23 protein-coding genes, 1 tRNA gene and 1 riboswitch are annotated in these 26,790 nt (G+C 73.5%); of the genes, 13 read left to right on the forward strand and 11 right to left on the reverse strand.

Annotated features, from left to right (window positions below; genetic code table 11):
- Positions 1 to 561 precede the first annotated feature (561 nt).
- Both ACIO5D_RS21570 and ACIO5D_RS21575 read right to left on the reverse strand, forming a co-directional pair.
- Positions 562 to 1,206: a response regulator gene (locus ACIO5D_RS21570; RefSeq protein WP_400797016.1), complete on the reverse strand. Its 645-nt coding sequence runs from the start codon at positions 1,204 to 1,206 to the stop codon at positions 562 to 564.
- Positions 1,203 to 2,468, reverse strand: a complete 1,266-nt coding sequence (locus ACIO5D_RS21575; protein WP_400797018.1) for a sensor histidine kinase — start codon at positions 2,466 to 2,468, stop codon at positions 1,203 to 1,205. Before ACIO5D_RS21575 ends, ACIO5D_RS21570 begins: the two co-directional genes overlap by 4 nt.
- Before the next feature lie 344 nt (positions 2,469 to 2,812).
- Here ACIO5D_RS21575 and ACIO5D_RS21580 point away from each other — a divergent pair, with 344 nt between their 5' ends.
- The 8 genes from ACIO5D_RS21580 to ACIO5D_RS21615 all read left to right on the forward strand — a co-directional run bounded on the left by ACIO5D_RS21580 (position 2,813) and on the right by ACIO5D_RS21615 (position 10,032).
- Positions 2,813 to 3,373, forward strand: a complete 561-nt coding sequence (locus tag ACIO5D_RS21580; protein ID WP_400658371.1) for a heme-binding protein — start codon at positions 2,813 to 2,815, stop codon at positions 3,371 to 3,373.
- 132 nt (positions 3,374 to 3,505) lie between these two features.
- Positions 3,506 to 3,931 carry a PPOX class F420-dependent oxidoreductase gene (locus ACIO5D_RS21585; protein ID WP_363603872.1) on the forward strand — a complete coding sequence of 142 codons (426 nt, stop codon included), beginning with the start codon at positions 3,506 to 3,508 and terminating at the stop codon, positions 3,929 to 3,931.
- Positions 3,932 to 3,974: 43 nt separating this feature from the next.
- The gene (locus ACIO5D_RS21590) at positions 3,975 to 4,388 is read left to right on the forward strand and encodes a hypothetical protein (protein WP_363603873.1); all 414 of its coding nucleotides are present in this window, start codon (positions 3,975 to 3,977) and stop codon (positions 4,386 to 4,388) included.
- 118 nt (positions 4,389 to 4,506) lie between these two features.
- Positions 4,507 to 5,436, forward strand: coding sequence for an NAD(P)-dependent oxidoreductase (locus ACIO5D_RS21595; protein ID WP_400797021.1), 930 nt, complete (start codon positions 4,507 to 4,509; stop codon positions 5,434 to 5,436).
- An 89-nt stretch (positions 5,437 to 5,525) separates the two neighbouring features.
- The gene (locus tag ACIO5D_RS21600) at positions 5,526 to 6,086 is read left to right on the forward strand and encodes a GNAT family N-acetyltransferase (protein WP_400658377.1); all 561 of its coding nucleotides are present in this window, start codon (positions 5,526 to 5,528) and stop codon (positions 6,084 to 6,086) included.
- 370 nt (positions 6,087 to 6,456) lie between these two features.
- Complete coding sequence (locus ACIO5D_RS21605; protein ID WP_400797024.1) at positions 6,457 to 7,623, forward strand: LPXTG cell wall anchor domain-containing protein; 1,167 nt, start codon at positions 6,457 to 6,459, stop codon at positions 7,621 to 7,623.
- A 281-nt stretch (positions 7,624 to 7,904) separates the two neighbouring features.
- Positions 7,905 to 9,128 carry a hypothetical protein gene (locus ACIO5D_RS21610; protein WP_400761627.1) on the forward strand — a complete coding sequence of 408 codons (1,224 nt, stop codon included), beginning with the start codon at positions 7,905 to 7,907 and terminating at the stop codon, positions 9,126 to 9,128.
- Positions 9,129 to 9,258: 130 nt separating this feature from the next.
- Entirely contained in the window at positions 9,259 to 10,032 is a 774-nt protein-coding gene (locus ACIO5D_RS21615) for a MerR family transcriptional regulator (protein ID WP_400797099.1), read from the forward strand.
- Between the two features lie 23 nt (positions 10,033 to 10,055).
- Here ACIO5D_RS21615 and ACIO5D_RS21620 read toward each other — a convergent pair whose 3' ends face one another.
- Positions 10,056 to 11,135: a helix-turn-helix domain-containing protein gene (locus ACIO5D_RS21620; RefSeq protein WP_400761624.1), complete on the reverse strand. Its 1,080-nt coding sequence runs from the start codon at positions 11,133 to 11,135 to the stop codon at positions 10,056 to 10,058.
- A gap of 240 nt (positions 11,136 to 11,375) precedes the next feature.
- On the opposite strand from ACIO5D_RS21620, the gene ACIO5D_RS21625 reads away from it, so the two are divergent.
- Both ACIO5D_RS21625 and ACIO5D_RS21630 read left to right on the forward strand, forming a co-directional pair.
- Positions 11,376 to 12,047, forward strand: coding sequence for an RNA polymerase sigma factor (locus ACIO5D_RS21625; RefSeq protein ID WP_400797027.1), 672 nt, complete (start codon positions 11,376 to 11,378; stop codon positions 12,045 to 12,047).
- The gene (locus tag ACIO5D_RS21630; RefSeq protein ID WP_400797030.1) at positions 12,044 to 13,456 is read left to right on the forward strand and encodes a hypothetical protein; all 1,413 of its coding nucleotides are present in this window, start codon (positions 12,044 to 12,046) and stop codon (positions 13,454 to 13,456) included. The genes ACIO5D_RS21625 and ACIO5D_RS21630 overlap by 4 nt, the downstream gene beginning before the upstream one ends.
- Before the next feature lie 61 nt (positions 13,457 to 13,517).
- Here the strand turns inward: ACIO5D_RS21630 and ACIO5D_RS21635 are convergent, their stop codons facing one another.
- Together ACIO5D_RS21635 and ACIO5D_RS21640 are read right to left on the reverse strand one after the other, a co-directional pair.
- Positions 13,518 to 15,020, reverse strand: coding sequence for an aminopeptidase P family protein (locus ACIO5D_RS21635; RefSeq protein ID WP_400797033.1), 1,503 nt, complete (start codon positions 15,018 to 15,020; stop codon positions 13,518 to 13,520).
- A 185-nt stretch (positions 15,021 to 15,205) separates the two neighbouring features.
- On the reverse strand, positions 15,206 to 16,651 hold the full coding sequence (locus tag ACIO5D_RS21640) for a PP2C family protein-serine/threonine phosphatase (RefSeq protein ID WP_363603882.1): 1,446 nt from the start codon (positions 16,649 to 16,651) through the stop codon (positions 15,206 to 15,208).
- 611 nt (positions 16,652 to 17,262) lie between these two features.
- Between ACIO5D_RS21640 and ACIO5D_RS21645 the strand changes: the two genes are divergently transcribed.
- Complete coding sequence (locus ACIO5D_RS21645; protein ID WP_363603883.1) at positions 17,263 to 17,901, forward strand: bifunctional DNA primase/polymerase; 639 nt, start codon at positions 17,263 to 17,265, stop codon at positions 17,899 to 17,901.
- Between the two features lie 276 nt (positions 17,902 to 18,177).
- Here ACIO5D_RS21645 and ACIO5D_RS21650 read toward each other — a convergent pair whose 3' ends face one another.
- The 4 genes from ACIO5D_RS21650 to ACIO5D_RS21665 form a co-directional block, all read right to left on the reverse strand.
- Positions 18,178 to 19,164: a DUF5926 family protein gene (locus tag ACIO5D_RS21650; RefSeq protein WP_400658394.1), complete on the reverse strand. Its 987-nt coding sequence runs from the start codon at positions 19,162 to 19,164 to the stop codon at positions 18,178 to 18,180.
- Positions 19,165 to 19,311: 147 nt separating this feature from the next.
- Entirely contained in the window at positions 19,312 to 19,881 is a 570-nt protein-coding gene (locus ACIO5D_RS21655) for an ATP-binding protein (RefSeq protein ID WP_363604197.1), read from the reverse strand.
- 198 nt (positions 19,882 to 20,079) lie between these two features.
- Positions 20,080 to 20,904 carry a glycerophosphodiester phosphodiesterase family protein gene (locus ACIO5D_RS21660; protein WP_363603887.1) on the reverse strand — a complete coding sequence of 275 codons (825 nt, stop codon included), beginning with the start codon at positions 20,902 to 20,904 and terminating at the stop codon, positions 20,080 to 20,082.
- 80 nt (positions 20,905 to 20,984) lie between these two features.
- A complete protein-coding gene (locus ACIO5D_RS21665) occupies positions 20,985 to 22,391 on the reverse strand; it encodes a purine-cytosine permease family protein (protein WP_400797036.1) in 1,407 nt (468 codons plus the stop codon).
- A gap of 88 nt (positions 22,392 to 22,479) precedes the next feature.
- Positions 22,480 to 22,629: riboswitch (TPP riboswitch) on the reverse strand.
- A 255-nt stretch (positions 22,630 to 22,884) separates the two neighbouring features.
- On the opposite strand from ACIO5D_RS21665, the gene ACIO5D_RS21670 reads away from it, so the two are divergent.
- A complete protein-coding gene (locus tag ACIO5D_RS21670; RefSeq protein WP_400797038.1) occupies positions 22,885 to 24,717 on the forward strand; it encodes a S1C family serine protease in 1,833 nt (610 codons plus the stop codon).
- 60 nt (positions 24,718 to 24,777) lie between these two features.
- A tRNA-Ser gene (locus ACIO5D_RS21675) sits at positions 24,778 to 24,865 on the forward strand.
- A gap of 139 nt (positions 24,866 to 25,004) precedes the next feature.
- On the opposite strand, the gene ACIO5D_RS21680 is transcribed toward ACIO5D_RS21675, so the two are convergent.
- A complete protein-coding gene (locus tag ACIO5D_RS21680) occupies positions 25,005 to 26,384 on the reverse strand; it encodes a tyrosine-type recombinase/integrase (protein ID WP_400797041.1) in 1,380 nt (459 codons plus the stop codon).
- Positions 26,385 to 26,446: 62 nt separating this feature from the next.
- Entirely contained in the window at positions 26,447 to 26,641 is a 195-nt protein-coding gene (locus ACIO5D_RS21685) for a helix-turn-helix transcriptional regulator (protein ID WP_400797044.1), read from the reverse strand.
- Between the last annotated feature and the right edge of the window lie 149 nt (positions 26,642 to 26,790).

Here is a 26,790-nt window from a genome sequence, read left to right on the forward strand (position 1 = left end):
GGCGCGGGGCCCCCCCCGGCGGGGGGGCGGGGGGGGGGGGGCGGGGGGGGGGCCGGCGGGGGGGGGGGGGGGCGCGGGGGGGGGGGGGGGGGGGGGGGGCGGGCCCCCCCCCGGCCCCCCCCCCCACCGCCTCGTCGCACGGCCTTGGCGCACCGCTCCCCCCGACTCCCAAGGTCTCGCCGCCCCCCTGGCAGCACCCTCCGGCGAGGGCGGTCCGCACAGACCCCGGCGATCCCCTCCCCCGGGGTGTCGTTGATCTCCACGCTAACAAACCGCGTGGTTGGTTTGTCAATACGGGGATCCACGAAATATCCACATCCCTGGAGTGGATTCGCGGGCGGGGTGTGAGTGGGTGGCCGGCCGTCATCGATCGGCCCGGCCTGTGGTCGATGCATCAACACCCTTTCCTCGCACCCAAGTTGAATCGAAGAGCGGGGTGCGGTCAGGGGGTGCGGCCGCCCGGCCGGTGGCACCCGTCCGGCCGGGCGGCGCCAGGAGCGCGCCGCCTCGGAACCCGGCATTCCACGGACCGCCCGATACCGAGCGGAAGCGCGCGGACGCTCAGCGCAGCAGTCTGCGCTCCTTGGCGACGGCCACCGCACCGGCCCGGGTGTCCACGCCCAACTTGTCGTAGATCCGGCCCAGATGCGTCTTCACCGTCGCCTCGCTGATGAACAGCGCGCGGGCGATCTCCCGGTTGCCCAGCCCCTGGGCCAGCCGGGCGAGGATCTCCTGCTCGCGCTCGGTGAGCCGGCGTACGGGCGTCCGCATCTGGGCCATCACCCGGGAGGCGACCGGGGGCGAGAGCACCGTACGGCCCCGCGCGGCCGCATGGACCGCGGCGAACAGTTCCTCCGGCCGTTCGGCCTTCAGCAGGTAGCCGGTGGCGCCCGCGTCGATCGCCCGGGTGATGTCGGCATCGGTGTCGTACGTGGTGAGCACCAGGACGTGCGGCGCGCCCGGCGTGGCGGTGATCCGGCGGGTGGCCTCCACCCCGTCGATGCCCTTGCCGAGTTGCAGGTCCATCAGCACGACCTGCGGTGCCAGCCGGGCGGCCAGCAGGACCGCCTCCTCCCCGTCGCTCGCCTCGCCGACCACCTCGATGTCGCCGGCGCTGGCCAGCAGCGCCAGCAGACCGGCCCGGACCACGGCGTGGTCGTCGCAGACCAGCAGACGGACAGGGGGCGCCGCGGGTGCGGTGTTCATCGGGACTCCAGGGGGATCGCGGCCGAGACGACGGTGCCCTCGCCGGGGGTGCTCTCGACGGTCAGGCCGCCACCGAACCGACGGAGCCGGGCCCGCATCGCGGGCAGGCCGTGGCCGCGCCCGGCCTTCGTACCTCGGGCAGGGGTGGTGCCGTCGAGCGCGCCCCCGGCGCCGGTGCCGTCGGCACGGGCGGCGCCGACGTCGAAGCCCCGTCCGTCGTCGGCGATGTCCAGAACGGCCTGGTCGCCCAGGAAGGACAGGGTCAGCGCGGCGGCCGACGCCCCGGCGTGCTCCCGCACATTGGCCAGCGCGCCCTGGGCGATCCGCAGCAGCGCGGCCTGGGCGGCGGCGGGCAGCGGTACCGGGGTGCCGTCCAGGTGGAAGCGGACCGGCAGCCCGCTCTCGGCGGACTCCCGCTCGGCGAGCGACCGCAGCGCCTGGTCGAGCGGGCGGCCGTCGGCGAGTTCGGCGGGTGCGAGGTCATGGACGAAGCGGCGGGCCTCGGCCAGGTTGCGGGCCGCCACCTCGGCGGCGGTGCGGACGTGGGTGCGTGTCGTCGCCGGGTCGGTGTCCCAGATGCGGTCGGCGGCCTGGAGCAGCATCCGCTGGCTGGAGAGCCCCTGGGCGAGGGTGTCGTGGATCTCCATCGCCAGCCGCTCGCGCTCGGCGAGGGTGCCCTCCCGCCGTTCGGTGGCGGCGAGTTCGCGCCGGGTGCGGACCAGGTCGGCGATCAGCGCGCGTTGCCGGGCGGCCTGCCGCTCCATGTGCAGGAAGACGGCGGTGGCCAGCGCCGCGACGGCGGGCGGCAGCAGGATCAGGTTGGCGTCCACCCCGCCCAGCCGGACCTCGCCGACCACCACCAGCAGGGTGAGCGCCGCGACCAGCGGGATCGCCGCGGCTGCGGGCAGGGTGCGCAGGGCCGTGTAGACCAGCGGGACGGCGCACCAGGCGAAGCTCGGCGCGAGCAGGACGAGCACCACCCAGAGCACGACCACCAGGGCGAGCGACCAGAGCCCGCGCCGTCGCCCCGGTTCCGCGGGCGGGCGGTGGTGTGCGAGCCAGGAGCCGACCGGCTGGGCGACGGCCAGCGTGAGGCTCAGGCCGATCACCCAGGGGATGCGGGCGCTGCCGGGGTGGTGGGCGAGGTAGCGGCTGAGCGAGGTGGCGAGCAGCAGCAGGAAGGCGGAGTCGAGCAGCACGGCCAGCCGGCCCGCGTCCGGATCCCCGGTGTCCTGGCCGGCGACGGGGCGGGGCTGCTCCACGGGTTCGCTCCTCACTGGCACCGCTCGGACGGGCCGCTACGACTCGGGCTGCTCACCCGGCCCACCTGGCCCGGGCGGCTCGGACGGCTCGGGCCGGGTGGCCCGCCGCCCGGGCGACCGGGGTGCCGACCTGCGGCGATCCCTCGATGGTGACCCGTCCGGCCCGGTCGCGCATCGGCCGATCGGTTGACGGCCCTGTCCTCCATCATGCGCGCGGACACGCACCGGACCGTCGATGTGCCGGGCCGGCCGGCCGTCGGAGGATCGGCACCGGAGCCGCCGGGTCCGACCCGGTCCCGGCCGTGGCTCCGACCGATCCGACCGATCCGACGAGGAGCTGGACCATGAAGAAGACCTCCGCGCGTACCCGGGTGCTGACCGGCACCGTCGCCGCCGCCGCGCTGGCCGCCGCCACCGCCGGTGCGGTCTCGGCCAGCGCCCAGCCGTCCGAGACCCCGGCCGCCGCCTCCGCGGTGAAGGCCGACACCCAGAACCGGAACCTCGCCCAGACCACCGGTCTGACCATCGAGGCCGCCACCAGGGCCGCCCAGGCCACCCTGGACGCGGCCGCCAGGGCCGGCCAGCACGTCTCGGTCGCGGTCGTCGACCGGGACGGCGTCACCCGGGTGCTGCTCAAGGGCGACGGCGCCGGTCCGCAGTCGCCGGAGTCCGCCGAGCGCAAGGCCTTCACGGCGGTCTCGTGGAACGCGCCGACCTCCGAGCTGGCCAAGCGGCTCGCGCAGGCCCCGAATCTCAAGGACGTCCCGGGCACGCTGTTCCTGGCGGGCGGGGCGCCGGTGCAGTCCAAGGGCGCGCCGGTCGCGGCGATCGGCGTCGCGGGCGCGCCCAGCGGCGACCTGGACGAGCAGTTCGCGCAGGCGGGCGTCGCCGCGCTCGCCAGGTAGGCCGCCCGGTGCCGGGGCCGGGACGGGCCCCCGACCGTCCAGGCCGCCCGGCGGCGCCCCGTGCGCCGTGCGGGCCGTACTTCGCGCGCCGTATCCCGTGCGCCGCGGCACCGGCCAGGTCAGGATGAGGCCATGGCACATATGACCGAGGCCGAGTGGCGAGCGTTCCTCGCCGAAGGCACCCGTACCGCCAAGATCGCCACCACCCGCGCCGACGGCCGACCGCATGTCGCGCCGGTCTGGTTCCTGCTGGACGGCGACGAGATCCTCTTCAACACCGGCGCCGACACCGTCAAGGGCCGCACCCTGGCCCGCGACGGCCGGGTGATGCTCTGCGTGGACGACGAGCGGCCGCCGTTCTCCTACGTCCTGGTCCAGGGCACCGCCACGCTCGGCGACGACCTGGCCGAGGTGCGCCACTGGGCCACCAGGATCGCCGCCCGGTACATGGGCGAGGACCTCGCCGAGCAGTACGGCGCCCGCAACGGCGTACCCGGTGAGCTGCTCGTACGGGTGAAGATCGAGAAGGTCGGCGCAGAACACGGGGTGGCCCGGTGAAAAGCCGGTGCCGCTGTCAGTGGCGCGTGGCAGGCTTCCCGGTATGACGGCGTGGACCCTCAACGACATCGAACGTGCGATCCGCTCCTCCTGGGGTGTGGACACCTGTGCGCCCGAGGACCTGGCCCACTGGCGTCCCGACAATCCCGCCCGCGGCCAGTGCGGGGTGACGGCGCTGGTGGTGCACGACCTCCTCGGCGGTGAGCTGATGATGGGCGAGGTGCACGTCGGCGGGGTCCGGACGGACCTGCACTGGTGGAACCGGTTCGCCACGGGCGTCGAGATCGACCTCACCCGTGAGCAGTTCGGCCCGGACGAACGGGTCGGCCCCGGGCGCCCGGTGGCCCGTCCGCAGCGCCCGGGCCGGCTCCAGGCCCAGTACGAGCTGCTGCGCGGCCGGGTCGTCGCCGAGCTGCAGGCCGGATCGGTCCGGCTCCCGGAGCGCGCGTGCGCCTGAACACGCGCTCCTGAACGCGCCCGCCTGAACGCGCCCGCCTGAACGGTCGTGCCTGAACGATCGTGCCTGAGCCCAGATCCCCGACCGGCCAGAAGGCCTGACGTACAGTCGACGCATCGTGGCCGTACGGTCGGCCCGCCAGGCGACAACGGGAGAGTGTGCGATGGCCGGTGCGACGGTCGGGTTCGTGGGTCTTGGTGCGATGGGGCAGGGCATGGCGGCCAGCCTGCTGCGGGCCGGCCACCGGGTCCGGGTCTGGAACCGCTCGCCCGAGCCGGTGGCCGCGCTGGTGGCCCAGGGCGCCGAGGCGGCCGACGGGCTCGCCGGCGCGTTCGCCGCTGACACGGTGGTCTCGATGCTCGCCAATGACGAGGCCGTCGAACGGCTGTTGCTCGACCCGGCGTTGCTGGCCGGCGCCAAGGCCACCGTGCACCTCAACATGGCGACGGTCTCGGTGGCGCTCGCCGAGCGCGCCGAGGCCCTGCACGCCGAGCACGGCATCGCCTACGCCGCCGCGCCCGTTCTCGGCCGGCCCCCGGTGGCGGCCGCGGGCGAACTCAACATCCTCGCCGCCGGGGAGCCGGAGGTGCTGGCCGGGGTCGAGCCGCTGCTCGCCGCGATGGGGCAGCGCACCTGGCACTTCGGCGAGAGCCCGCACCAGGCCAACGCCGCCAAGATCAGCACCAACTTCCTGCTGGCCTGCGCGATCGAGTCGATGGCCGAGGCGTGCAGCCTGGCGGAGGCCAACGGCGTCCGCCCCACCGACCTGATCGAGATGCTCACCGGCACCCTCTTCCCCGGGCCGGTCTATGCCGGCTACGGCTCGATGGTCGCCGAACGCCGCTACGAGCCCGCCGGGTTCAAGCTGCCGCTGGGCCTCAAGGACGTCAACCTCGCCCTCACCGCCGGTGCCGCGGAGAACGTCCCGCTGCCCTTCGGCAGCGTGTTGCGGGACGCCTTCCTCGACGCGCTCGCGCACGGGGACGGCGACAAGGACTGGGCCGCCGTCGCGGCCGTCGCCCGCCGCCGGGCCGGTCTGCCGGCCTGACGGCGGCCGGTCCCCGCGCCGGCCGTCCCGAGGACCGGCGCGGGGAAAACCGCGTGCCCGGCGCGTTCCCGCGTGCCTACGATCGCGCCGTGACGTTCACGAAGGATCCCCTCCCCGGCGAGCCGAGGCTGGTCGGTACCGACCGGCTGGAGCTGCGCGCGGTCTGCGCCGACGACCTTGCGGCGCTGTTCGAGATCAACACCGACCCCCGTACCTGGAGCCATCTGCCCGAGGGCCGGCACCGGGAGGAGGGGACCACCCTGGCCTGGATCGAACGGGCCGCCCGGCGCTGGGAGTCGGACGGGCTGAGCTACTGGACGGCCCGGCTGCGCACCGACGGTACGGTGGTCGGGGTCGGCGGCGCACAGCTCCAGACCGTCACCGGTTACTGGAACCTCTACTACCGGCTCGCCCCCGCCCACTGGGGCCACGGCTACGCCACCGAGATCTCCCGTGCGGCCATCGCCGCCGCGCACCGCCACTCGCCCGGGGCGCCGCTGGTCGCCTGGATCCACGGCCACAACACCGGGTCCCGCCAGGTCGCCGAGCGGCTCGGCCTCCTCGATCACGGTCTGCGCCGCGACCCGACCCTCGGCGCCCTGCTGCACCTGTACGCGGACCGTCCGGTGCCGCCCGCCGGTCGACCGTAGCGGGCGGCGCGGCGCGGGCTGACCGGCAGTCGCGGGCTGACCGGCCACACCCGGAACCTTCGTACCAGGGACCTTCGCGCACCGTCGGTTTCAGGCCATCGGAGGGCCGCCCGGCACCGTCCTCCGGACGTGTATCGGTCATGCTGCGGCCAACTGGCCGTCGAGTGCAAAAGCCTTACGAGGTGACGGAGTTGGGCCAATCGGACATGGGTGGCGCGAGTGGTGCGCGCAGCGTGGCACCCACCTTCCGAAGTGGCTGGATCGTTCGGTAGTCTCCGTCGGACTTTCATCTTCGCGGGGGGTCCGCTGTCCGAACAGCCGTGCCCTGCCGCGCTCCCGGGCCGCGCCCGGACACTCTCGTGAGGTCTCCTTGTCCATACGTCGCAGTTTTGCCCTTGCCGGCGCCGCCGCGCTCGCGTCCTCTCTGGTGCTGGCCGGCGCCCAGGGCGCCGTGGCCGTCGGCACCACCGGCTCCCCGTCCGCCGCGGCCGCGCCGCAGGCCGACAAGGCCGGGCGTCAGAGCCTCGACCTCTCCGTGCACGGTGTGCCGGACACCTTCGTCGCGGGCGGTGACGCCCGGGAGTTCACCTTCAGGATCGAGAACTCCACCAAGCACGACTTCGTCTTCATCCCGCTGCTCAAGTTCAAGAACCGCGAGGGCTCCCTCGGCGCGGACGACCTCAAGGTCGAGTACCAGCTGCCCGGCGGCCAGTGGCTGCCCGGCTCGGTCGCGCCCGGCGGCGGGGACTCCGACGACGACGCGGTGCTGACCCTGCTCGGCGGTATCGGCCAGGAGGGGAACGTCGCGGAGGACGCCCTGCTCGGCGTGAACCGCGGCAAGAACATCGCCATCAAGGTCCGGGTCTCCTTCACCAAGGACGCCCCGCTCGGCAAGGCCGGCGTGGTGCCCGTGGTCTTCTCCGCGCAGCTCGACGACACCAGCCACAAGCCGGTCAACGAAGGCCGCTTCAGCTGCGACGGCATCAAGGGCGCGGGCTTCACCATCAAGGGAGGTGGGCCCGGCAAGCCGAGCCCGACCGCCAAGCCCAGCACCGGCAAGCCGAGCCCCACGGGGAAGCCGACCGGCAGCCCGTCGGCCAGCACCTCGCCGAGCGCCACCACGACCGCCTCGCCGTCCGCGACCGCCACCACCTCGCCGTCGGCCAGCACCTCGCCGTCGGCCACTGCCGAGCCGACCACCCCGGCCCCGACCACGTCGGCTCCGACCACCACCGCGCCGAGCGCCTCCGCCACCAGCTCGGCGTCCAGCTCGGCCCCGGTCCCGTCGGCGAGCAGCACCGACGGCCAGCAGCCGATCGACTTCCCGGTGACCGTCCCGAACATCACCCCGCCGAAGCTCACCCCGGCCGCCGTCACCAAGGCGAAGGACGGGGCCGACAACGCGGACAAGGACCTGGCCCAGACCGGTGGCGGTGACAACACCACCGCGATCGCGATCGCCGGTGGTGCCGTCCTCGCGGCCGGTGTCGGCACCCTCGTGGTGCTCCGCCGTCGCAGGACCGCCCAGCACGGCTGAGCCCGGGAGCCGTAGCCACCCGCGTGCCCCTCGGAGATCCGGTGTCCGGAGCTCCGGGGGGCACGCGGCTTTTCGGGGCGCACCCGGGGAGGTCCTGAGTGCCCGCAGAGCGACCGGGGCGCGCCCCGAGTGCCCGCAGAGCAACCGGGGCGCGTCCGGGTGAGCCCGGTCCCACCGGTCCGCATGCCGCCGACGGTGACCGGCCATGGCGCCGGGGGTCCGCTGCGGTCACATAGGATGTCCGGCCGGAGGGGGGGCGGCACGGCGGGGAAGAGGGACAAGTGCGGGGAGTTCGCACGGCACGTGGCACCACCGACTACGAGGCCGCCACCGGGCGGATCGCAGGTCTGCCGATCCGCAGACACCACGTCCTCCTGGTCGCCTGGACGGTGCTCTGGTTCCTCCTGGTCGAGCCCAGCGGCGGCTTCTCCTGGCACTACCTGCGCCAGGGCGAGGAACTGCTCTTCAGCGGACAGGCCGACGGCGGGCTCTCGCTCTACGCGCACCACCCCGAGCTCCAGATCGGCCCGGTCAGCCTGGCCGTCGCCCGGCTCTTCGACCCCTTCCCCGCGCACACCGGCGAGCTGCTGGCCGAGGCGACCATGTCCGGGCTCGGCCTGGTGATGCTGGTCCTGGTCGGCCGGACCGCCGCCTGCTACTACCGGGGCACCGGCACCAACCATCGCCGGCTCCAGCAGCGGCTGCTGATCGCCGGGCTGGCATTCATCCCGATGTGGGTCGAGGTCTCGGTCCGCTTCGCACACCTGGACGACGTGCTGGCCCTCTTCTTCACCACTCTCGCCGCGCACGCGCTCAGCCGCGGCCGGGCCACCATGGTCGGCGTCTACCTGGCGCTGGCGGTGGACTCCAAGCCGTGGGCGCTGGCCTTCGCCCCGCTGATCCTCGCGCTGCCCCGGCCGGCGTGGCTACGGACCGCGCTCTGGTTCGCCGGGCTGGTCGCGATCGCCTGGCTGCCGTTCTACCTGGGCAACCTGGACACGGTGGCGGCCGCCAAGTTCACCATTCCCAACCAGCCGGCCTCCGCGCTGCGCTGGTTCGGGGTGACCGACCCGGCCACCCCGTGGTGGGACCGGCCCGCGCAGTTCGCCCTGGGGCTGGGCCTGGGCACGATCGCGGTCTGGCGCGGCCGCTGGCCGGCCGTCGTCCTGCTGGGGGCCGACGCCCGGATCCTGCTCGATCCCAGCGTCTACACGTACTACACCGCCTCGATCCTGCTCGGCACGCTGCTCTGGGACGCCGTCGGCCAGAAGCGCCTCGTCCCGTGGTGGAGCTGGATCGCGCTGGCCGCGCTGTACGGCGGGACGCTGCTGGTCCCGTCCGACTCGGCGCGCGGGTTCGTCCGGCTCGCGTTCGTGGTGGTCTCGGCCGCGTATGTGCTGCTCTGGCCCACCCGGCAGAGCCGCCGCCCGCGGACGGGGGCCGGCGGCGGCCACGGCCGGTCGGCCCGCCGCCGTGAGCGCGCCCTGGCCGGAGCGGCGTCCTAGGGCGCCGGCCCTCCGCCACGGCCGCCTCCGCCGGCAGCCCTCCGCCACGGCCGCCTCCGTCGAATACGGGGTTGACCCTCACGCGACGTGAGGACGGAGGGTTGTGGTCAGCAAGAAGGGAGCGACCCGCATGGACGGCGGTGGCTACTCGGTCGGCGAGGTGGCGAAGATCGCCAAGGTGACCGTACGGACCCTGCACCACTATGACGAGATCGGACTGCTCGCCCCCCGGGGCCGCACCCGGGCCGGCTACCGCCGGTACCACGACACCGACCTCGACCGGTTGCAGCGGATCCTGTTCTACCGCGAACTCGGGTTCCCCCTGGAAGAGATCGCGGCCATCCTGGACGACGACTCGGTGAGCCCGAGCGAGCATCTGCGGCGCCAGCACCAGCTGCTGACCGACCGCATCAGCCACCTCCAGGAGCTGGCCGCGGCCGTCGAACACGCCATGGAGGCACAGAAGATGGGTATTCAGCTGACCCCGGAGGAGAAGTTCGAGGTCTTCGGCGAGGCCTACCAGGAGGACTGGGAGACCGAGGCCGAGCAGCGGTGGGGCGGCACCGCCGCCTGGGCACAGTCCCAGCGCCGCACCGGCGGCTACGTCAAGGCCGACTGGCAGCGGATCAAGGCGGAGGCGGACGCGCTCAACGCCCGTCTCGTCGAGGCCTTCACCGCGGGCGAGCCCGCCGACGGCGGCGCCGCCATGGACCTCGCGGAGGTGCACCGGCAGCACATCCGCGACAACTTCTACGACTGCACCTTCGAGATCCACCGCGGCCTCGCCGCGATGTACCTCGCCGACCCCCGCTTCACCGCCACCTACGAGCAGCTCGCCCCGGGCCTCGCCCAGTGGCTGCACGACGCCATGCTCGCCAACGCGGCCCTGCGCACCGGCGAGTAGCCCGCCGGACCGGCCGCCAAGCGCTAAGCCGCCCCGCTGCCGAAGCCGCGGCGGTAGGCGGTCGGGGAGGTGCGCATCACCCGGCCGAAGTGGTGGCGGAAGGTCGCGGCACTCTCGAAGCCGACGGCGGCGGCGATCTCCTCCACGGTGCCGTCCGGGGATTCGAGCAACGGCAGACTGGCCGCGATGCGCTGGGTGATCACCCAGCGCATCGGGCTGGTGCCGTTGCGGGCGGTGAAGTGGCGCAGGTAGGAGCGGTCGGACATCCGGGCGGCCCGGGCCAGCAGCGTGATGGTCAGCGGGGCGGCGAGGTGGTCCAGTGCCCACCGCATGCTGCGGGCGACGCCGTCGTCGTCCGCCTCGACGGGCTGGACGGCGGCCTCGATGAACTGGGCCTGCCCGCCGTCCCGGTGCGGCGGCACCACGAAGCGGCGGGCCACGCTGTTGGCCACCCTGGCGCCGTGGTCGCGGCGGACCAGATGGAGACAGAGGTCGATCCCGGCGGCGCTGCCCGCGCTGGTCAGGACGGAGCCGCCGTCCACGTACAGCACGTCCGGGTTGACCTTCACCAACGGGTGGCGCTGCTGGAGGAGTTCGGCGTAGCGCCAGTGGGTGGTGGCCTCGCGGCCGTCCAGCAGGCCGGCGGCGGCCAGCGCGAAGGCGCCGGAGCAGATCGAGACGATCCGGGCGCCGCGCTCGTGCGCCGTGCGCAGGGCGGTGACCAGGCCGGGGGAGACCTCGCCGCCGAAGGCGTTCGGCACCCCGGGGACCACCACGGTGTCGGCGGCGGCGAGTTCGTCCAGACCGTGCCGGGCGGTCAGCGAGAAGCCGCCGACCGAGGCGAGCGCGCTGCCCGGGCGGTCGGCGCAGACCTTGAGCCCGTACCAGGGCGCGGCCAGCAGTCCGCTCAGCTCGGGCCGGGCCAGCCCGAACACCTCGACCACCACGCCGAGTTCGAACGGCGTCATGCCGTCGAAGGCGTACACCGCGACATCGTGCACCGGTTCCGGCCGCCGCCCGATCACGACGTCCACCGGCCCGGGGGTGCCGGCCGGCGGCCCGGCCGAGTCGGCCGACGGCCCCGAGGCGTACTGCTCGGCCACGGAATACCCCCTGCAGGTAGGTGGCGGGATGTGGCCGAGTGTAGCCGTCACGGCCAGGCCGAACTTTCCTCGAACCCACGTGCAACCCCGAGCCGGGCCGCACGTCCATTGGTATGGGGGCGGACGGAGCCGGTTCGGCGGCGATGACACGGTCCCCGCTGATCACAACCTTGATCACGTGTCCTGACGGCCCGGTCCGCACCGGGCGCCGTCCCGGGGGAAAGCAGAACGTAGATGTCCATGGCTATCGGGCCGATCGTCGGACCCGAGAAGGGGCGGGGATTCTCCCTCACCGGAGTGGTCGGGCTGCTGTTCGGTGCGCAGGAGGCCGACGAGGTGACCGCCGCCCCGAGCGTCCAGCCGGAGGCGGCACAGCGCCGTTCGGGCTTCCGGCTGCTGCGCGGCGGGCGCCGGCCGGCCGAGGACCGGCCCACCCTGACCGACCTCTACCACGCTCACCGGCTGAGCCTGGTCCGGATGGCGGTCCTCCTGGTCGACCACCAGGACCTGGCCGAGGACGTCGTGCAGGAGGCCTTCACCCAGCTCTACCAGCGGCACGGCGAGCAGCTGGACGACCTGGACAACGCGCTCGGCTACCTGCGGACCTCGGTGGTCAACGGCGCCCGGTCGATGCTGCGCCGTCGCAAGACGGCCCGCGAGTACGTGCCGCCGCACGAGGCCGACGCGCCGTCCGCCGAGGACCACGCCGTCCTCAACGACGAGCACCGGCGGGTGCTGGTGGCCCTGCGGGAGCTGACGTCCCGCCAGCGCGAGGTGCTGGTGCTGCGCTACTGGTCCGATCTGTCGGAGGCACAGATCGCCGAGACCCTGGGGCTGTCCCGGGGTGCCGTGAAGTCCACCGCAAGCCGGGCCCTGGACGCCTTGGAAAAGCACCTGGAGAAGGTTCGATGACCGACAAACTTCCCCGCCCGCGCGGCGGCGACGGCACCGGGCCGGACGAGACCCCGACGGAACGGCTGCTCCGCGAGGCGATGAACGCCCGTACGGCCCGGATCACCGCGCACGACCTGCGCCCGGCCGCCCCGCCGAACCGCCGGACGCGCCGGCTGCGGCCGGTGTACGTCACCGCCGTGCCGCTGTTCAGACTGGCCGCCGCCCTGGCGTTCGGCGTGCTCGGTTTCCGGGGCGACACCGTGGCCCGGCAGGACGAGGTGCCGCCGCCGGCCGCCACCCTGACGGCCAGCCCGAGCCCCAGCCCGAGTGCCGAGCCGACCACCGAGCCGAGCCCGACGGCCACCCCGGTCGAGACCCCCTCGGCCACGGAGACGGTCACCGGCGACGTCGGGACCGAGGCCCCGCTCGGTGCCCCTGCTCCGTCCGGCACCGCGAGTACTGCCCCGCCGGCACCGTCCAACTACACGTTCCACGGCGTGAAGTTCAAGGTCCCGGCGGGCTGGCGGGTCGTGCCGCCGGACCCCGGCGACCGACGGCTCTGCGTGCTGAGCCCCGGGGCGCCGAAGTCGGCGACGACCAGGGACTGCGCCCCGTACGGGGCGGAGCTGGCGGTGTTCGACGAGGAACCGGATATCTGGCCGGCCATGTCGTTCCTCGACTCGCCGGGCGGCTGGACCTCCCAGCCCTACTGCCCGGTCTGGGGCAATCCGCACGTGCCCGCCGAGGGCGAACCGATGACCAGCGGGAACCCGGTGCAGACCAGGGACATCGTGGCCGGGCGAGCCGCCCGCAAGTCGCAGTGGCAGGTCACCTGCAATGCCAAGGAGTCCTTCACGGCCCAGATGTGGGCCCTGCCGGACGACCAGGTGTTCCTTTCGGCCATCGGGCTCAAGCCGGAGTACCAGACCGCCCTGGTGTCGATCCTCGACACCCTGGACGTCGGCGGCCACCCGGTACCGGCGCTGCGGCCGAACCAGAATGACGTGAGCATCGGCTTCGAGGGACTCGGCGTGGGTCAGCAGGTGCCGAACGACGGCAGCGCGGTGACGTTCTCGGTCACCTACCGGAACACCAGCCGGACCGGCTATTCCGCGCTGGTGCCCGTCGTGGCGGCCGAGTCGTACGCCGGGGCCTCGCCGGTTGTCTCCGGCACTCTGGAACGGCAGGACGGCGATACCTGGACGGCCATGGACCTCCGCTCCACCGACAAGCCGGCAAGGGACGGGAGCGGTGCGTTCACGCTCGCTCCCGGGCAGAGCAGGACGGTGAAGTACCGGCTGAAGCTGACCGGACAGGACGGGGCCGGGGTGATGCCGGTGACCGCGAGGGTGGCGGTGGTGCCGTTGGAGGGGCCGGCCATCGTCGTCGGCAGTCGCACCGTCCCGGTCCGGGTGGTCGCCAAGTAGGACGTACGCGGGCCCGGCTCCCCCTGCCCGAGGGGGAGCCGGGCCCGTTGCGTACGTCGGCTCAGGCGAGCGAGGCCATCCAGGCCTCGACCTCGTCGGCGCGGCGGGGCAGGCCCGCGGAGAGGTTCTCGTTGCCGTCGGCGGTGACCAGGATGTCGTCCTCGATGCGGACGCCGATGCCGCGGTACTCCTCGGGCACGGTCAGGTCGTCCTGCTGGAAGTACAGACCGGGCTCGACGGTGAGCACCATGCCGGGCACCAGCAGCGCGTCCACGTGCTCCTCACGGCGGGAGTGGGCGCAGTCGTGGACGTCCAGGCCGAGCATGTGGCCGGTGCCGTGCAGGGTCCAGCGGCGCTGGAGGCCCAGCTCCAGGACCTTCTCCACGTCGTACGCCGAGGCGTCCAGCAGGCCCCAGGCGAGCAGGCGCTCGGCGAGGACGCGCTGCGAGGCGGTGTGGAAGTCGCGGAAGCCCGCGCCGGGCTTCACCGCGGCGATGCCGGCCTCCTGGGCGTCGTAGACCGCCTGGTAGATCTTGCGCTGGAGGTCGTTGAACCGGCCGTTGATCGGCAGGGTGCGGGTGACATCGGCGGTGTAGAGGGTGTTGGTCTCCACGCCGGCGTCCAGCAGCAGCAGCTCGCCGGGGCGGACGGCGCCGTCGTTGCGCACCCAGTGCAGGGTGGTCGCGTGCGGGCCGGCGGCGCAGATCGAGCCGTAGCCGACGTCGTTGCCCTCGACCCGGGCGCGGCGCCAGAAGGTGCCCTCGATCCAGCGCTCGGAGGTGGCGACGGCCTGGCCCAGCTCGCGTACCACGTCGGTGAAGCCGTTGACGGTGGAGGTGCAGGCGGCGCGCAGCTCGCCGATCTCCCACTCGTCCTTGACCAGCCGCAGGCCGCTCAGGAACTCCTTGAACGCCGCGTCCCGCTCCGGGTCGAGCACACCGGCCAGGGCCTCCTCCAGACCGGCGTCGTAGCCGCGCACGATCCGGGTCGGCACGGGGGAGGCGGCGGCGCGGGCGGCCAGCTCCGCGCCGGCCTCGCGGACGTCGCGGACCGGAAGCCCGAGCAGCTGCTCCTGCTCGGTGAGGCTGTGCCGGCGGCCGACCCACAGCTCGCCGTAGCCGTCCAGCCAGAACTCGCCGTTCTCGCGGTTGGAGCGGGGCAGCAGGTAGAGGCCGAACTCGTGGCCGGCGTCGCCGGTGGGCTCGGCGACCAGCACCGCGTCCTCGGTCTGGTCGCCGGTGAGGTGCACGTACTCGCTGGAGGCGCGGAAGGCGTAGTCGGTGTCGTTGGAGCGGACCCGCAGGGTGCCGGCCGGGACCACCAGGCGTTCGCCGGGGTAGGCGGCGGACAGCCGGGCGCGGCGCTCGGCCGCGTACGGGGCCTGCGCGACCGGGGTGAGGCCGTGCAGCTCGGTGTCGGCCCAGCCGGACTTCATCGAGGCGGCGAGTTCGTCGGAGACCTCGGAGTAGAGGCCGTTCTTGCGGCCCTTGAACTGCTGCGGTTCCTCGTCGCCGCCGGTGGCCTCAGGGTTCTCGGCCACCGCCGGGGTGCGGTCCTCGGTCACGTACGTCGCCTCCTTGCGGGGTGGTGTGCCGCCCCGGGAGCGTCGGATCGCGACACGCGGGGGCGGCCGTGCGTCCATGGTACGGACGCCCGGCCGCTCACCTGTTCGGGGTCGGGGTGGCGGGGGCGCGGGTTCACCGGGCGCGCGCGGGCGTACCCCGCGCGCCCGGGCTCACTCGCTCGGGCTTACTCGAAGCGCGCGGCGAGCAGCATCAGGTCGTCGGTGGCCGGCCCGGTGTCCCGGCCCGCGCAGACGGCCAGCAGGTGGGCGCAGAGCCGGTCCGGGTCGATCCGCACGTCGCGCGGGGCGTCGGCGGCGGCCCGGCGCAGGTTGGCCTGTCCGGCGTGCAGGGTGGGGCCGCAGCGGCGGGCCAGGCCGTCGGTGTAGAGCACCAGGGTGTCGCCGGGCTCGGCGGTCAGCTCGACCCCGGGCGCCTCCCAGCAGGCCAGCATGCCGAGCGGGGCGGAGAGCGAGGTCTCCACGAACTCGGCGCCGTGCCGGCCGACCAGCACCGGCGGGCAGTGCCCGGCGCCGGCCAGGGTGATCCGGCGCTCCTCCGGCTCCACCCAGGCGTAGACGGCGGTGGCGGTCCGGGCCGGCTCGGTGGTCTTGAGCAGCAGCTCCAGGTCGCCGAGGACGGAGACCGGGTCCTCGCCCTCCAGCACGGCGTACGCCCGCAGCGCGGCCCGGATCCGGCCCATCGCGGCGGCCGCGCCCGGGGCGGAGCCGGGGCCGGCGCCCAGTCCGTCGCCGGAGACGCTGCCGACGGTGAGGCCGACGGTTCCGTCCGGCAGCGGGATGGCGTCGTACCAGTCGCTGCCGGCCGAGCGGTCCAGCCCGGCCGGGACGAGCCGGGCGGCCAGCCGCAGTCCGGCGGGCCGGGGGAGGTGGTCCGGCAGCAGACCCCGGCGCAGCGCCTCGGTGGTGCGCCGGGCCCGGTCCGCGTCCAGTTGCTTGGCCAGCAGCGGCGCGGCGACCTCGCAGTACCGGCGGGCCAGCTCGCACTGGCGCTCGGTCGGGCCGGCGGGCTCGTCGTAGAACCAGAGGGCGGAGGCCAGCGGGCCGTCCTCCTCGGTGGCCAGCGGCAGGCCGTAACAACCGCCGAGGCCGAGGTGGACGGCGACCTCGCGCAGCCGGGTGCCGATGGCGGGGTCGCCGGCGAGGTCGTGGGACCGCACCCGGGCGGGCCGGTCGTGCTCGCGCAGCAGCCGCCCGAGCAGGCTCTGCTCGGGCGGCACGGTCTCCAGCGCGCCGAGGCTGGCGCGGTCCAGGCCGAGGCCGACCGGCTGGCTGGGCCCGCCGCCGGGCATGGCGGTGACCAGCAGCGCGCGCCGGGCGCCGAGCAGCGCGCCGACGGACTCCAGGACGGCGGTCAGGGTGGCGTCGAGGCCCCGGGCACGGGCGAGCCGCTCGGTGTGCTCGTGCAGGCTGGTGAAATCGGACAGCCGTCCGGCCAAACGGTCCTGCACCGCCGTCGGGGGTGCGGTTCGGCTCTCGGGTGTGGGGCACTGCTGCTCGGCGGGGCCGAGCACCGGGCGGTGGCGGCCCGGCGGGTCGAGCACCGAGAGCCCGCTGACGCAGCCGGGCTCGCCCGGCTCGGAGGGAGTCGACGATGGGTGGGACTCGTTCATGCCGCCACTCCTGACGCGGTGGTACGTGTCATGCGGAACCCCCAGGTACGGCCGATTGGAGCGAGGACGGCCAAAGGGCGCGTTTCGCCTCGATTCGCTACTACTCGTCATTGATCGACAGCAATGCCACCACTTCTACACAGGCCATTCGGGGCATGTCCAGATCCAGGACGACGCGGTGGCCGGTTCCACATGCTTCGGAGCCCGTACGGCGGGCGCGTCCGGTTCGTACGCGCGCCGGTCGGCCTCGGACGGCATGGAGCTCCGGGAGAACGGGCAGAACCGTCCTGACGGCTCCGGCGGCCGTCCGGATCGTATGCTTTCGCCGTCCGTCGGCCGGGCTGGCCGGAAGACACTCACTCGTACGGTGGAACCAACCGCCCCCGGGCGGCGTCCATCCGGTCGCGTACGGGATTCTCGTTCCAAGGGCTGTTCTATTCCGCGGTCCTTCAGGTCGTGCTCCACACCGTGCTTCACGCCCGTCACGCCGTTCGTCCGTCCTGCCGCCCGGCCCCGCCAGCATCGCGCCTTCGCGGGGCCCGCACGGCGCTTCCCGACGTACGCCGGCGGGCTTTGAGCGAACCGAGCGGTCACGGAAAGGAACGAGCGCCATGCGTGAGAATCCGAGGGGCCGGTCATCGGCCCGTTCCGCCCGGCTGGCCGCCGCGCTGGCCGCCGCCGTGGACCATCGCTGGCCCGTGGTGCCGGGCGCGCTGCTGACTGCCGGGCAGTGCTCCTGCGGGGATCCGGGCTGCGCCGTCCCCGGTGCCCACCCGCACGACCCGCCGCTGCTCGCGGCCACCACCGACGCCCGGATGGTGCGCTGGTGGTGGGAGCGGCAGAGCCCGGACGCGCCGGTGCTGGCCGCCACCGGCGGGGTGGTCTCGGCGGTCAGCCTGCCCGCGGCGGCCGGTGCCAGGGCGCTCGCCTACCTCGGCGCGCTGCGGCTGCCGCTCGGCCCGGTGCTGGCGATGCCCGGCCGGTACGCGATGCTGGTCGCCCCGTACTCGCTCGACGTGCTCGGCGAGATGCTCGCCCAACTGCCATGGGTGCCGGGCTCGTTGCGTTATCACGGGTCGGGTGGGTTCCTGCCGCTGCCGCCCGGTGGCGGGTCCGGCGGGCGGGTGCGCTGGGTGCTGCCGCCGCGGCCGGCGGCCGGCGGCGGGGTCTGGCTGCCCCAGGTCGGTCCGCTGCTGGGGGAGTTGGTCGAGGCGACGGTCCGGCTGGACACCGGCCGCTCGGCGTACTGACCGGGTGCGGCGGGGTCGTGCGCGAGTGATCGTGTACGGCGGGATCGTGCGGGCGGACCAGCCGCTCGTGCGCCGTCCCGTGCGCCGGCCGCACGCGGGCGGCCGTTCCGGAAAACAAAAGATCCGGTCGCTGGCGACGGGGGATGCACCAGCGACCGGACTCTTTAGACAGTAACAAGGATCCGCGCCCGCGCCAATTTCCAAGGACCCTTCCCCGCCCGGAAATTGCGGTCGGCGAGGGGTAATGTGACGCGTATCACCCGATCCTGGTCGCCTTTAGTTCAAGGTGACCTGACGGTTCACCAGGTTTGCCCGGGCGCGCCGCTCCTCGGCCGTCAGCGGGGTGTTGTCGGCCAGCGTGGCGGCGAGCCGCTCGGCGAACTCGGCGGCCGGCTTCTCGCAGTCGGCCGCCGTCATGGCCACCGGCAGGTCCCAGACCGGGACGGTCAGCCCGTGCGCGCGGAACGAGCCGACCAGGCGGGTGTCCGGGCCGACCGAGGACTGGTCGGCGGCGGTCAGCCGGGCCAGCGCGTCCAGCAGTTGCTCCTCCGGCACCGTCATCACCCAGCGCAGGTGGTTCTTGTCCGGAGTGCCGCACCAGTAGGCGGAGTCGACGCTGCCGAGCTTCTCGGTGGGGATCGCCGAGGCGTTGGCGCGCTCCAGCGAGGCGGCCACCTCGCCGGTGGCGGCCTCGGCGTCCTCCAGCCAGAACTCGAAGCCGGTGTGCACGGCCGGCGTGAACCCGGCGTCGAGGTCCAGCAGATCCTGCAGACGGCGGCCGCCCGGGACGGTCCGGCGGGCGGGTACCGGGGTGCCCGGCTCGGTGGCCAGGGCCAGCTCCAGGGCGTCCGCGAGGTCGCGGCTCAGGTCGCCGGAGGCGGACTGGGTCTGCAGGCCGAGCAGGATCGAGCCGTCCGGGCGGCGCAGCGCGGGCCAGGCCAGCGGCAGGACGGTCGCCAGCGTCACCGACGGGACCTCGCCGTTGGCGGCCTCGGCCACCCCGGCGGCCAGCGTCAGCGGCACCGTCGCGGCCGGCACCAGCTCGCGCAGCGCGACCCAGTCGGCCTCGCCCGGCAGCCCCTCGAACGGGCGGTGCACCAGCTCCTGCACGGCGTGCGAGGCATCCCGGCCGTGACACGCCTTGTACCGGCGGCCGGAACCGCAGGGGCAGTTCTCGCGGGCCCCGACCACGGGGATCTCGCCCGTGGCGGCGGTGGTGGACTGGCTGCGCTGCGGCGCCTTCTTGGCGGCCTTCTTGCCCATGGTGCGGCTCTCCCGGGGACGGTTGTGTTGTGCTCCGGGCAGCCTACTGACGTTCCCCCGGCGCGTGGACACACGCCGGGGCGGGGCGTGGGTGGCGGCGCGCGCGGACGGGGCGCGGGGGCGCGCGGACGGGCGGGTCCGGCCCGCTCAGGCGCTGCGGGCATCACCGCCGGTCCGTCGGGCGTGGCGGGCCCGGGCGGGCAGTGCCGCCCACACCGTCACTTCGCCGGGAGCGTCGCGCACACCCCAGTCGCTGGCCAGCTGGCCGACGATGCTCAGGCCGCGGCCGCCGCGCGAGGTCAGGGACGGGCCGGCGGGCGTCGGGCGGGTCTGCGCCCCGCCGTCGGTGACCTCCAGCGTGAGGATCCCGTCCGCGTGCATCTGCCAGCGCACCAGGACCCCGCCGTCGCCGCCGTCCGGCTGTGGGTGTGCGGCCGTCCTGGCGCCCTGGCCCGCGGTGGGGACCCCGACGAGCACCTGGTCCACGACCTCCGCCCGGGCGCTGCGGCCGAGCGCGGGCAATGGCCCGAGCGGCCGCGCATAGCGACAGGCATTACTCAGCAGTTCGGAAAGGATCAGAACAGCATCATCAATGACCGGTTCGGGTATCTCCCGGTCGCCCAGATCTCGACGCAGTCGGCGCCGTGCGACCCCGACACTCGCTGGGCCGTGCGGCACTGCCATGGTCGATGAAGTCGGCACTTCACGCGCCACCATCAACGCCACCCCCGGACCTCCTTCAGCGTATGCCGAGGGATGGATGCCCCTTGGTAATGCGTCGGAAACGACTGCGGGGCGATCCCGCGCGGACATTTCAAACCGCGCGACCCAGGGTGGGCGGCAGGTGATTCCGTGCTCACCCTCCGTCGTGAAAACGCATAATTTCCGGCAAAAATTGTCGGCAGCAGGTTTGGTTCACCGGCCGAGCTGGGCGAGGACCTCGGCCGGGCGGTTGGTGATGATCGCCGACACCCCGAGCTCCAGGCACAGCTCCACGTCGGCCGGCTCGTCCACGGTCCAGACGTGCACCTGGTGGCCCAGCTCGCGCAGTCGCGTCACCAGCCGCGGCCTGGCCCGCACCAGCTCGATGCCGGGCCCGGCGATCCCGGCCCCGCCCGGCAGCGTCGCGCCCGGGCGCAGCCGGCCCCGCAGCGGCAGGCCGCGCTCGAACAGGAACACCCTCGGGTACTGCGGCGCGGTGGCGGCCACCCGGGCGAGCGCCAGCGCGGAGAAGCTCATGATCCGGGCCTGCGGGCGGCCGTCCGCGGGGTCTCCGGTGATCTTGAACCGGTCCAGCATCCGCAGGAGCTCGGCCTCCACCCGGCCCCGGAAACGGACCGGGTGCTTGGTCTCGATCGCCAGGTCCACCGGGCGTCCGCAGTCCGCGACCAGCTCCAGCAGGCTCTCCAGCCGCAGAACGCCCCGCAGCTCCGGGTCCGCGCTCGGTGCGCCCGTCTTCCAGGCGCCGAAGTCGTGCGCCTCCAGCTCGGCCAGCGTCATCGCGGACACCGTGCCGCGGCCGTCCGAGACCCGGCCGATCCTGCGGTCGTGCACACAGACCAGATGTCCGTCGGCCGTGACCCGGACATCGCACTCGACCGCGTCGGCGCCCTCGGTGAGCGCCCGCCGGTAGGCGGCGAGCGTGTGCTCGGGCAGCGCGTACGAGGATCCGCGGTGGGCGATCACCTGGACGGACGGCGCGGTGCGCGCCGCCGCCGGGGGGAGGTCGGGGCTGGTCACACGTCCCACGATAGGCGGCGGAAGTGACGCGAAAACGAAGACGGCCCCAACCTGAGGGGCCGTCTTCGCGTGGGGGCGGATCAGTCCCGCGCGTCCCGGCGGGTCAGCGGGGTGAGCGCCCAGGTGGCCAGGGCCGGCACCAGGAAGCCGAACAGCGAGGCCGAGGTCCACTCCTGCGGGGTGAAGTGCAGCGCCTCCTGGACGGAGGTCCAGAAGTCCGTCCACCAGCCGGCGATCGCGGTCGGCGCGATCAGCTGGTAGACGACGAAGCCCAGCGCCCACGGCAGCAGCATCAGCCGGCGGGACGGCGCGTCGGCGGAGAGGTTCCAGCCGCGCCGGCCGGCGCCGAGGAAGTAGTCGACCGCCAGCACCGCGAACATCGGCACGAACACCGAGCCGATCAGGCCCAGGAAGGCGTAGTAGGAGTCGGTGAACTCGGTGATCTGCAGAGCCAGCACCGTGATCAGCAGCCCGGTCCCGCCGGTCAGCACCCGGCGGTCCACCCTGGGCAGCAGGTTGTGGACGGACATCGCGGTCGAGTACACGTTGGCGAAGGACTGGTCCGTCTCGCGCAGGACCAGCACCAGCAGGAACGCCCAGCCGGCCCAGACGCCCAGGAAGGAGTCGAAGATCCGGTCCGGGTCGCCGCCGGACTGCAGCAGCGCGATCAGGCCCAGCACGTAGCACCAGACCTGGGCGACGGTGTAGCCGGAGAAGCTGCCCCAGAACGCGGCGCGCGGGGTGCGCGAGTGCCGGGTGTAGTCGGCGGCCAGCGGCACGAAGGAGATCGACACCGCGATCATCGCGTCGGTGGCCTTCAGGAAGCCGTGCCAGTTGCCCGCGCCCGGGTCCGGCACGCCGTGCCGGCCCAGCTGGACGGTGAAGTACACCATCGCGACCGCGACCGCCCCGGCGACGAACCGCCGCAGCACCGCGATCGAGCCCAGCGGCCAGATGGTCAGCGCGGTGGTCAGCGCGCCCGCCAGCAGGACGAAGGCCCAGCGGTAGCCCTCGGTGTGGACGACGGTCTGCGCGCCCATCGCGATCACCAGCAGCTCGTACACGCCCCAGCCGACGCACTGGACGATGTTCAGCACCGTCGGCACGTACGAGAGCTTCGTCCCGAACAGCCCGCGCAGGTTCGCCATCGCCGGTGCGCCGGTACGGGCCCCGATCAGGGCGGCCACACCGAGCATCGCGGTGCCGACCACGGTCCCGGCCGCGATCGCGGTCACGGCGGCGGCCAGGGAGAGCTCGCTGCCCCGCGCGCCCAGCACGGTGGCGGCGGTGGTGAAGCCGATCAGGCTGACGCCGAGGTTCATCCAGAGCGCGAAGTGGTCGCGGAAGCGGAGCGTGCGCGGCGGCTCGGTGTCCAGGACGAGCGGCGCCTCGACCCGCTCGGACCGGTCCGGCCGGTCCAGGACGGCGGTGGCCGCGGCGGCACCGGTCGCGGTGGGGGAGCCGGGCACGGCGGCGGAACCGGGCACGGGGGGACCGGCGTCGGAGTGAACGGTCGTGGACGGTTCGGAGAAACCCTTGGACGCGGGCGCGCCCGAAGAAGAGGATGGCGAAGCAGGCGGCATGGCCGATACTCCCTACGCCGGCATTACCCGGACAGGTTCCGGCGGTCAGCGCCCCCTCGACGGTCCGCCCACGGACGTCGTGGCGTACGGTCGACCAGCGCACTCTCAGCCTGGGAAGGTCCAAGCTCCCGCGTGTCAGTTGTGAGCGACAGGCTAACCGGCACGGGGGTGAACGCCAAGGCCAGGCGCTGGGCGCCCCGGCCGCGAGGGACATCCGGCGGCGGTGGGCGAGCGGCCGGTGGGGGTGGTGGTTCGGGGGCGTTCGGCCGGGTTTCCGGACGGGGCCGTCGGACCTGGCTAAGGATTCTTATGACTTCTTCAGAAGGGTCCTTACGGCAATCGAATCGAGTGTGCGAAAAACTATGCTTCTTGGTCCTGTCAGCTATGGAGGTCGTCCGTGAGCACCGAGCGCGAGGTTGGGTCCACCGGGCCGCAGGGGGAACAGCCCTCCGGCGGCCAGGGGGTGGTGGGTCCCGCTCATGACGGTCCGGCGCAGCAGTCCGCGTCCGCCGCTGCCACCCCCGCACAGGCGCCCGCCGACCGGACCACCACCGACGTGGCACCGGCGGTGCCCGCCGCGCCCGCCGCTCCGGCGGCCGGCGGATCCACGCCGACGCTGGCGTTCAGCAAGATCAGCGCCCCGGCGCCGGCCGAGGCACCCGCCGCGGCCGCGGCTGCCGACGCTCCCGTGTCCGCGCCCGCCCCGGTCGAGGCCGGCCACCCCGGCCCGGGGTACATCGACGCCCCGCCGCCGGTCGTGCCGCCCGCCCCGGCGGGGCCGCCGGCCGCGCCCGCCCCGGCGCTCGCCGAGGCACCGGCCCTGCCGACGGCGCCCGTCGCGCCCGCCGTCAACCCGTACGCCACCACGGGCGCCCCGGCCGCCGCGGCGCACGACCCGTACGGTGCCCCGCCCGCCGCGGCCCACGACCCGTACGGCGCCCCGGCGGGCCCGCCCGCGCAGCAGCACCCCTTCGGCGCGGGCCAGCCGCTCGGCGGCTGGGGCCCGCACGACTCCTCGGCCGGCGGCGCCGGCGGTCCCGGCCACCCCGGCGGCCCGCTCGGCTACCCGCCCGAGTACCCCGGTACGTCCGGCCCCGGCGGTCCGCGCAAGAAGCGCGGCGGCCTGGTCGCCCTGATCGCCGCCGTCGCCCTGGTCGCCGGTGTGGCCGGCGGCGCGCTCGGTGTGACCATCGCCGACCGCAACGACAACAGCGCCAGCTCCGCGAACGACCGCCGCAGCACCACCGTGCAGGCCAACAGCCCGGAGAAGAACGAGCCCGCCCCCGGCTCCGTCGCCGGCATCGCGCAGAAGGCGCTGCCCAGCGTCGTCACCATCAAGGCGCAGGGCAACGGCGAGTCCGGCACCGGCACCGGCTTCGTCTTCGACACCGAGGGCCACATCCTCACCAACAACCACGTGGTGGCGCCCGCCTCCAACGGCGGCAAACTGACCGTCAAGTTCGCCGACGGCAGCTCCTACAACGCCTCCGTGCTCGGCCGCGCCGAGGGCTACGACGTGGCCGTGGTCAAGCTGGACAACCCCCCGAAGGGGGACAAGCTGACCCCGCTTCCGCTGGCCGACTCCGACAAGGTCAACGTCGGCGACTCCACCATCGCCATCGGTGCCCCGTACGGCCTGGAGTCCACCGTCACCACCGGCATCATCAGCGCGAAGGACCGCCCGGTCGCCTCCGGCGACGAGACCGGCGCCCAGTCCTCGTACATGAACGCCCTGCAGACCGACGCCTCGATCAACCCCGGCAACTCCGGCGGCCCGCTGCTCGACTCCAGCGGCGCGGTGGTCGGCATCAACTCGGCGATCCAGTCCAACGCCTCCAGCACCGGCCGGGCTGGCAGCATCGGCCTCGGCTTCGCCATCCCGATCAACCAGGCCAAGTGGGTCGCCGAGACCCTGATCAAGACCGGCAAGCCCGTCTACGCCAAGCTCGACGTCCTCCGCAACGACGACTACAAGGGCGACGGCGCACAGATCCAGACCCGCGACATCCAGGGCACCCCGGCCGTCACCCCCGGCGGCGCGGCCGACAAGGCGGGCCTCAAGCCCGGCGACGTCATCACCAAGCTCGGCGGCAGCCCGATCGAGAACGGCCCCGCCCTGGTCAGCAAGATCTGGACGCACAAGCCCGGCGAGACCGTCGACGTCGAGTACACCCGCAACGGCCAGACCTTCAACACCAAGGTCACCCTCACCGAGCGCGTCGGCGACTGACCCCGTCCCCGAAACCCTGTGCACCGAACCCCGCCGGACCCGTTAGGCTGACCTCCGCCTGGAGAGCTGCCCGAGCGGCCTAAGGGAACAGTCTTGAAAACTGTCGTGGCGTGACCCGTCACCGTGGGTTCGAATCCCACGCTCTCCGCTGGTAGGAGAAACCGCCTGCTCAGGGCGGGTGTTGGCCCCAGGCCGACACCCGCCCTTCTCTATTCCGTCCCGGGTTGTCCCACCCGAGTCCCGGGTTCGTTCAGTGCGTGTGGAACACCTGTGGAACGGATCGGTGCCTACTCGTCGCCGTACTCCTGATCCAGGAAGCGCTCGATCAGGTTGTTGGACCGATCCTTCCGGCCGTCGAGCACCTTGGCGTAGAACTTGAAGAGCACCGTGATGCTGTGCCCGGCGCGGTGGGCGACCTCGGCCGGGTCGACGCCGGCCGCCAGCCACCCGGACACACAGGTGGCCCGCAGGTCGTACGGGACCTCGGCGAACGGGGTCTTCACCTGCTCGGGGGCGAGCACCAACCCCCGAGCTTTCTTCCAGACCTCCGAGGTCTCTTTCGTGCTGAGCAGCCCGCCCTCGGCGGCCTGGAACAGACGCCCGTCGAGGCCCAGGCCGAATTCGTCCACGTGCTCGCGCAGCATCCGGACGAACACCGGGGGGATCGGGATGTCCCGGGTGGCCGTGCGGGCGCGGTGCTTCAGGCCGCGTTCCTCGTGGGACTGCCCGTCGTCGGTCCACCGCGAGCCGACCCGAGGCGAGCTGCCGGGCGCCACGATGAGACCCCATCCCGACTCAGGGAGGGTGCAGTCGGTCAGGCGGAGGTGTGTGGCCTCGGCCGGGCGGGTGGCGGCCCAATTGATGCAGCCGTAGTACGTGGTGAGGTGGCGCCCACGTGGGCCGAGCGTCCGGACCGCTTCGATTAGCTCCCGTGCCTGGCGCGGGGCCGGAACGTATCGGAAGTCGATCTCGTCGTCCGTCTTCGGTGGCGTCCACTTCACGGACTTGAGTGGGTTCGCCGTGAGGAGCTTTCGTTCGATCGCGTACCCGAGCGCGCCGCTGAGGGTGGAGTACTTGCGCTTGATGGTGTTGTCCGCCGCGCGCTTCCCGTTCAGCTGCAGAGTGATGGCCGTTAGGGCCTCCCGGATGGTGTCCGAGTCCTCCAACTGCGAGACGGGCACCGACTTTTGGGCGAGCCAGCCGAGCGCTTCCGCGAACTTCGCCGGGATCTCGCCCCGGTGCTCGGAGAAGTTGAACGCCCAGCACGAGAGAGCTCTCCGTAGCACGGGTGCCGGCGGAGCCCCACGGTGATCCGTGACGAGCGCCTGAGTGATCGTGGCCAAGCCATCCGCCCGTGCAGCCCGATCTTTTGCGGACGATCCGGGCCATGTGACCTGGGCATACTTCTTTGCGTGCTCGAACCACGACACCTGAGCCTGCTGCTGCATCAGTGCCCGCAGCTCCGAGGCCGGTAGGCCCGTGTCGGTATCGAACTGCTCGCCCTTGTTGATCGCGGTCAGCAGCTCGGCTCGCCGGCCGTCGGCGAGGGTCTTCGTGGCGAAGGTGCGAGAGTGCGGACTCTTCCCGACCCGCCACCGCAGCTGGTGAGGCTTCCGTCCCCGCTTCAGGTCGCGGAGTTTGTAGATCTGCACGTCGAACGTGAGCACGTGTTCTCCAAACGGAGGGGCCCTGGCTTTGGCCAGGGCCCCCTGAGGGCGTTGTCGGACGGTCAGGCGGCGGTGGACTGCTCCTGCGCGGCCCACCAGGCGTCGAGGTCGCTCCGGCGGACGCGGATCTGGCCGTTGGGGAGCTTCAGGAGCCTCGGCCCCGTCCCCCGGGCGACCATGCGGTAGAAGGCGGAGCGAGACATGTCCAGCTCTTCGAGCACGGCGGCGAGCTTCAGCTTCTGGTCCTGCGTAGCCACGGTGGCGCCTCCATCGGCGGTTGTGAGAGTTGCGCCGCACGGCTGTGGACTGTGAGACAGGGGCAGGGGCGGTGGCTGCGGTCAGTGACGCTCCCCGTGCATGGACGGGGGGTGAGGCGGGAAAGTGTCAGGGATGTCAGGGAAACCCG

It is taken from the genome of Kitasatospora sp. NPDC087315, from assembly GCF_044744345.1.
Lineage (GTDB): Bacteria > Actinomycetota > Actinomycetes > Streptomycetales > Streptomycetaceae > Kitasatospora.

What these genes read in the sequence shown, in the direction of transcription:
- ACIO5D_RS21570 (WP_400797016.1), bottom strand. Translation starts at nt 1,206, where the DNA reads ATGAACACCGCACCCGCGGCGCCCCCTGTCCGTCTGCTGGTCTGCGAC.
- ACIO5D_RS21580 (WP_400658371.1), top strand. Translation starts at nt 2,813, where the DNA reads ATGAAGAAGACCTCCGCGCGTACCCGGGTGCTGACCGGCACCGTCGCC.
- ACIO5D_RS21640 (WP_363603882.1), bottom strand. Translation starts at nt 16,651, where the DNA reads ATGAACGAGTCCCACCCATCGTCGACTCCCTCCGAGCCGGGCGAGCCC.
- ACIO5D_RS21590 (WP_363603873.1), top strand. Translation starts at nt 3,975, where the DNA reads ATGACGGCGTGGACCCTCAACGACATCGAACGTGCGATCCGCTCCTCC.
- ACIO5D_RS21625 (WP_400797027.1), top strand. Translation starts at nt 11,376, where the DNA reads ATGGCTATCGGGCCGATCGTCGGACCCGAGAAGGGGCGGGGATTCTCC.
- ACIO5D_RS21655 (WP_363604197.1), bottom strand. Translation starts at nt 19,881, where the DNA reads ATGGTGGCGCGTGAAGTGCCGACTTCATCGACCATGGCAGTGCCGCAC.
- ACIO5D_RS21645 (WP_363603883.1), top strand. Translation starts at nt 17,263, where the DNA reads ATGCGTGAGAATCCGAGGGGCCGGTCATCGGCCCGTTCCGCCCGGCTG.
- ACIO5D_RS21630 (WP_400797030.1), top strand. Translation starts at nt 12,044, where the DNA reads ATGACCGACAAACTTCCCCGCCCGCGCGGCGGCGACGGCACCGGGCCG.
- ACIO5D_RS21585 (WP_363603872.1), top strand. Translation starts at nt 3,506, where the DNA reads ATGGCACATATGACCGAGGCCGAGTGGCGAGCGTTCCTCGCCGAAGGC.
- ACIO5D_RS21650 (WP_400658394.1), bottom strand. Translation starts at nt 19,164, where the DNA reads ATGGGCAAGAAGGCCGCCAAGAAGGCGCCGCAGCGCAGCCAGTCCACC.
- ACIO5D_RS21615 (WP_400797099.1), top strand. Translation starts at nt 9,259, where the DNA reads ATGGACGGCGGTGGCTACTCGGTCGGCGAGGTGGCGAAGATCGCCAAG.